The sequence below is a fragment of the bacterium genome, from assembly GCA_024224155.1.
In the GTDB taxonomy this organism is placed as follows: Bacteria; Acidobacteriota; Thermoanaerobaculia; order Multivoradales; family JAHEKO01; genus CALZIK01.
Genome location: JAAENP010000202.1, coordinates 1 through 4,574, shown reverse-complemented (window position 1 = coordinate 4,574; position 4,574 = coordinate 1). Strand labels below are relative to the sequence as shown.

The 4,574-nt window shown below is 61.7% G+C and carries 4 protein-coding genes; 3 read left to right on the top strand and 1 reads right to left on the bottom strand.

The features are described 5' to 3' along the window. Positions 1-192: 192 nt before the first annotated feature. The 3 genes from GY769_11455 (at position 193) to GY769_11445 (ending at position 3,876) form a co-directional block, all read left to right on the top strand. Entirely contained in the window at positions 193-1,881 is a 1,689-nt protein-coding gene (locus tag GY769_11455) for an NAD(P)/FAD-dependent oxidoreductase (protein ID MCP4202537.1), read from the top strand. Between the two features lie 251 nt (positions 1,882-2,132). Further along, the gene (locus tag GY769_11450; protein MCP4202536.1) at positions 2,133-3,665 is read left to right on the top strand and encodes a hypothetical protein; all 1,533 of its coding nucleotides are present in this window, start codon (positions 2,133-2,135) and stop codon (positions 3,663-3,665) included. A gap of 1 nt (position 3,666) precedes the next feature. Next, positions 3,667-3,876, top strand: coding sequence for a hypothetical protein (locus GY769_11445; protein MCP4202535.1), 210 nt, complete (start codon positions 3,667-3,669; stop codon positions 3,874-3,876). On the opposite strand, the gene GY769_11440 is transcribed toward GY769_11445, so the two are convergent. Then, a partial coding sequence (locus GY769_11440) for a dipeptide epimerase (protein MCP4202534.1) occupies positions 3,832-4,574 on the bottom strand: 743 nt, incomplete at its 5' end. The two genes, GY769_11445 and GY769_11440, sit on opposite strands and share 45 nt — an antisense overlap.

Below are 4,574 nucleotides of genomic sequence, written 5' to 3'. Positions count from 1 at the left end.
GCTGGCGCAGCAGGAATCGGTACTCGATGGGCTCCTCTCGGACAATCTGGGGCGACTCAGCGAGCTCGCCAAAGAGGAGGGTGTGCCCTACGTAGTGACACCCTAAAAGCATTTCTCGCCGAGTTCGAGTTCCATCGGCGTGGCATCATAAAATGCGAAAGAGCGGCGCCCAGAAAGCTGACGGAGAATATTATGGAAACCAACAACTACGACGCGATCATTGTCGGCGGTGGACATAACGGGCTGGTAGCTGCGGCCTACTTCGCGCGTGCCGGCCTTCGGCCCGTCGTTCTCGAGGCGCGCGAGACGGTCGGCGGTGCAGCCGACACCAGCGCGCCTTTTTCCGATTACCCGGAAATCAAAGTATCCACCTACTCGTACGTCGTCTCCGTACTTCCGGCCTTCGTGGTTCACGATCTTGGGCTCCGTCGCTTCGGCTTCGAGGTCAAACCGGTCAACATGGTTAGCCATCCGCTTCCCGCTGGCGGCGCCATCGAAACCTTCAATGATGATATGGGGCGTACTTGCGAATCGATTGCACGCTTTTCGAAACGTGACGCCGAGCGCTTCCCCGAGTGGTCGGAATGGCTTGACGGTGTGTGCCAGGTGGTGGCGCCGCTGTTTCTGCAGGTGCCCCCGCGTCTGGGATCCCGTTCGCCCGGCGATCTTCTCGAGCAGGCGCGCCTCGCATGGAAGCTCCGTGGGCTCGGGCATCGGGGTGTCGCCGACATCGCCAAAATCTTCACCATGAGCATGACGGATTTGCTCGACTCATGGTTCGAATCAGAGCAGTTGAAGGGCGCCCTTTCGCTTTGGGGTGTGATCGGAACCTGGGGCGGCCCGGACTCGCCCGGCAGCGCTTTCATGGCGCTGCACGCCGGGATTTCCGACGTCGATGGTTCCCACAATGCTTGGGGTCCGCCGATTGGGGGCATGGGTGCCGTAACATCGGCGATGCGGCGCTCCGCGGAGAGTTCCGGCTCCGAGGTTCGCACGGGTTCCCCCGTCGGCCGGATTCTGACGAAGGGCGGCCGCGTCGAAGGCGTCGCGCTCCAAAGCGGCGAGGAGTTGCGCGCACCGGTCGTCGTCAGCGCGATCCACCCGAAGATCGCATTCCTTCAACTGCTCGACCGAGGCGAGTTGCCCAACGAATTCGTTGCGGACATCGAGCGCTGGAGAACCCGCTCCGGCACGGTGAAAATCAACCTCGCGCTTTCAGAGCTGCCAGATTTTCGCGCGCATCCCGGTACCAACCTCCAAGAACACCACACGGGTATGCTCAATCTCGGTTATTCACCGACTCAAGTCGAACGCGCATTTCAAGACGCCCACATCGACCATAAGGGCTCGGAGGTTCCGTTCGCAGAAGGTCTCATCCCAAGCACCCTCGATCCCACTCTCGCACCCGAGGGTTTCCACTCCATGTCGCTGTTCACGCAGTGGGTGCCCCACGAATGGAGCCAGGAGCCGCATCCCGAGGAGCTCGAGGCCTACGCGGATCGGGTCGTTGATCTCTATACCGATCTCGCTCCCAATCTGCGCGGCGCCATCGTTGGGCGCCAAGTGCTCGGGCCCTACGAAATGGAACAGGAACTCGGAATGCTCGGCGGCAACATCTATCACGGAGAACTCACTCCCGATCAGCTTTTCCACATGCGACCCGCCGCGGGTTACGCGGATTTTCGGACCCCGATCCGCGGCCTCTACCACGGGTCGAGCGCCACCCACGCGGGCGGGGGCGTGAACGGCATTCCGGGCTATCAGGTGTTTCGACAGGTGATGCGAGACAAAGCCAGGCGCCGGCAGAGTAGGAAATCGCTTTTCCGCGCAGCAGGGGGATCGGGCCTGAAAAGTGGTGCTGGACGGCCCCTGGATGGCTAGCTGCCTGCCAGCGAGTCTGGCGCGGTGGCCTGAACCCGCGTGGAAGCCCGGGCCAGAGGGTCTCGAGGTCGACGGTCAGCCGCTTTGGGCGGCTTCAGGCGCAGGTGTCCCAGGCTCCCAGGCGTAGGAACCAGAACCACAGGCTCAGACGGATTCTGCGACGAGCTCGAGCTAACGACATCGGCTATAGTAGGCATGCGAAAAATGGCGCCTGTTCTGAAGCGCATCTTCGGCTAACGAGGAGCAAAAACGTGAAACGCATTGCCCGACACACAGTCTTGGTGTTTCTCCCGCCCTTGCTCAGCATGATGCTGCTCGTCGGGTGCAGCCCGGCACCAGCGCCTGAGCAGCAGCCAAACGGGGTTCGCAAGGTCATTCTGTTCATTGGTGACGGTTTCGGTGCCACGCAAGTGTCACTCGGCATCCAGTATGCACGCCTTGTCGAGCATCGAGAGCTCAATATCGATGCGATCATGCAAGACGGCAACACCGGCTACTCTCTTACAATACCGTTCGGGAATATCGTCACTGATTCCGCTGCAGCCGCAACGCAGATGGCGACAGGCCAACTGGCCCGCAATGACATGCTGGGACTGGATCCTGACGGCTATCCGTTGGAGACGATCCTCGAGTGGGCCGACAAACGCGGCCTCGGGACCGGGCTCGTCACGAACATGCGCATCACCCATGCAACCCCTGGGGGTTTTGCGCTGCATCAAAGCTCACGATACAACAGTGAGCCGGCGCTGATGGATGACCTCTTGCAAGACGGAGATGTCGACGTCCTTGTTGGCGGCGGAGCAAGAGCCCTCGCGCCTGCCGGGTCCTGGGTTTCCGAGATGCTGCCGGGTATTCCAGGAGACCTGGATGGCGAGTCGGAGCGTGGGGATGCGCGCTACCGAGTCGAGGACCTGGAGGACATGGGTTACGCCGTCGCGTCGGATTCGTCCTCGTTGCGCGAGGCTGCAAGCGGTGCAACGAAGGTTCTTGGCTTGTTCTCGGCCAGTGCCATGCCCTACGTTATCGACCGTCAAAATCTGAGTGTTGAAGGGGTTCCCACCCTCGTCGAGATGACTACGGCTGCGATTGACGTCCTGTCGCGACACGATGAGGGCTTCTTCATGCTCGTGGAAGGAGGCAGCATCGACTATACCGGGCACGCAAACGATGCAGGCGCCATGCTGCATGAGATCCTGGAGCTCGATGAAGCCGTCGGCGTGGCCCTGGAATTTCAGAAGGACAATCCGGACACGCTCGTCATAGTAACCGGCGATCACGGCACCGGTGGGTTCGCGTTCACCGATGGCTACTTCGGCCCGATCCCGGACCAATTGCCCGACAGCGGAGTCGTTTACCAGCCCGAGTGGTCGTATCCAACTACGGAACACCTCGAAATACTGTTCAGGCAAAGTGCGTCCTACTCTTACATCCTGGAACAAGCCGGTCTGGATCCCGAAAGGCTCATCGAACAGGTGCGCACACATACCGGGCTCGAGATGACACTGGACGAAGCCCGGGCAGCACTGGTCAGAGATAAAGATGGGCAGCCGGGGACCGAAGACTTTCGCCGCTATCGTGACGACCCCGACGATGCCGCCTCTGCACTTCTCGCGCATCACCTCTCCCGGCATTCGTTTGTAGTTTGGTCAACCGGCGAGCACACGAGTGACCCCGTTCCAACCTACGGCCGCGGGCCCGGCGCCGAGAAGCTGAGGGGGATTTATCCGAACACGCACGTCTACTCGGTGATGCGGGAATCGCTGGAAGCCGGCATTGATCAATAGCATGACAAGGCGCACCGCCCTGCTCCTTGTCTTGCTCCTCTTGAGCATCGTGCTGCTCTTCGTCAGTGAAATCGTCGATCGCGTCAAAGTGCGCACCTGGGTGGTCGATGCCGGCAGCAACACGCCGCTACCCAAAATGGCCGTGCACGGCGACCCTCGGGCCGAATCAACCCCAGAGGTCGGGGCACGGCGGCGACACCACGCCGTTTGAATATTTCATTCCGTGGGGCCGATCGTGCTCGAAGAGGAGCGGGCCGTCCAGATCGTGGAAATCGCACGCCAGACCGATCACGAATGACGGCGCCATGGCGAGCGAGGTTCCGCACATGCAGCCCACCATCAACCCGAGGTCGCGTTTTCTCGCTTCGCGTGCGATCTCGAGCCCGTGGGTCAGGCCGCCGCTCTTGTCGAGCTTGATATTGATTATCTGGTAACGCCCAACTACCTCATCGATCTCGCCCCCGTGGACGCAGCTCTCGTCCGCACACAGCGGCAGGGGCGCTTGGTACCCCTCGAGCTCTCCATCCGCGCCGCGGGGCAGAGGCTGCTCGATCATGGTCACACCGAGGCCGTGCAGCCGGGGGGCAACCTCCAACAACTGTTGGAAGCTCCAACCCTGGTTGGCATCGATGACGAGGCTTGCATCGGGCCGTGCCGCGCGAATCGCCTCGATCTTCTCCACCGGGCGGTCGGCGTCCAGCTTGATCTTGAGGATCGGCTGCTCGGCTGCTGCTGCTGCCTTGCGCGCCATCTCGGCCGGCTCCTCTTCGAGCCCGATCGTGAAGACGGTGACGATCCTCTTGAGTTCGAGTCCCGCCAGCTCCCATGCCCGTTTGCCGGCCGTTTTCGCTTCCAGGTCCCAGAGCGCGGAATCGATGGCGCAGCGCGCGCCTCCCGGCGGCAGAAGAT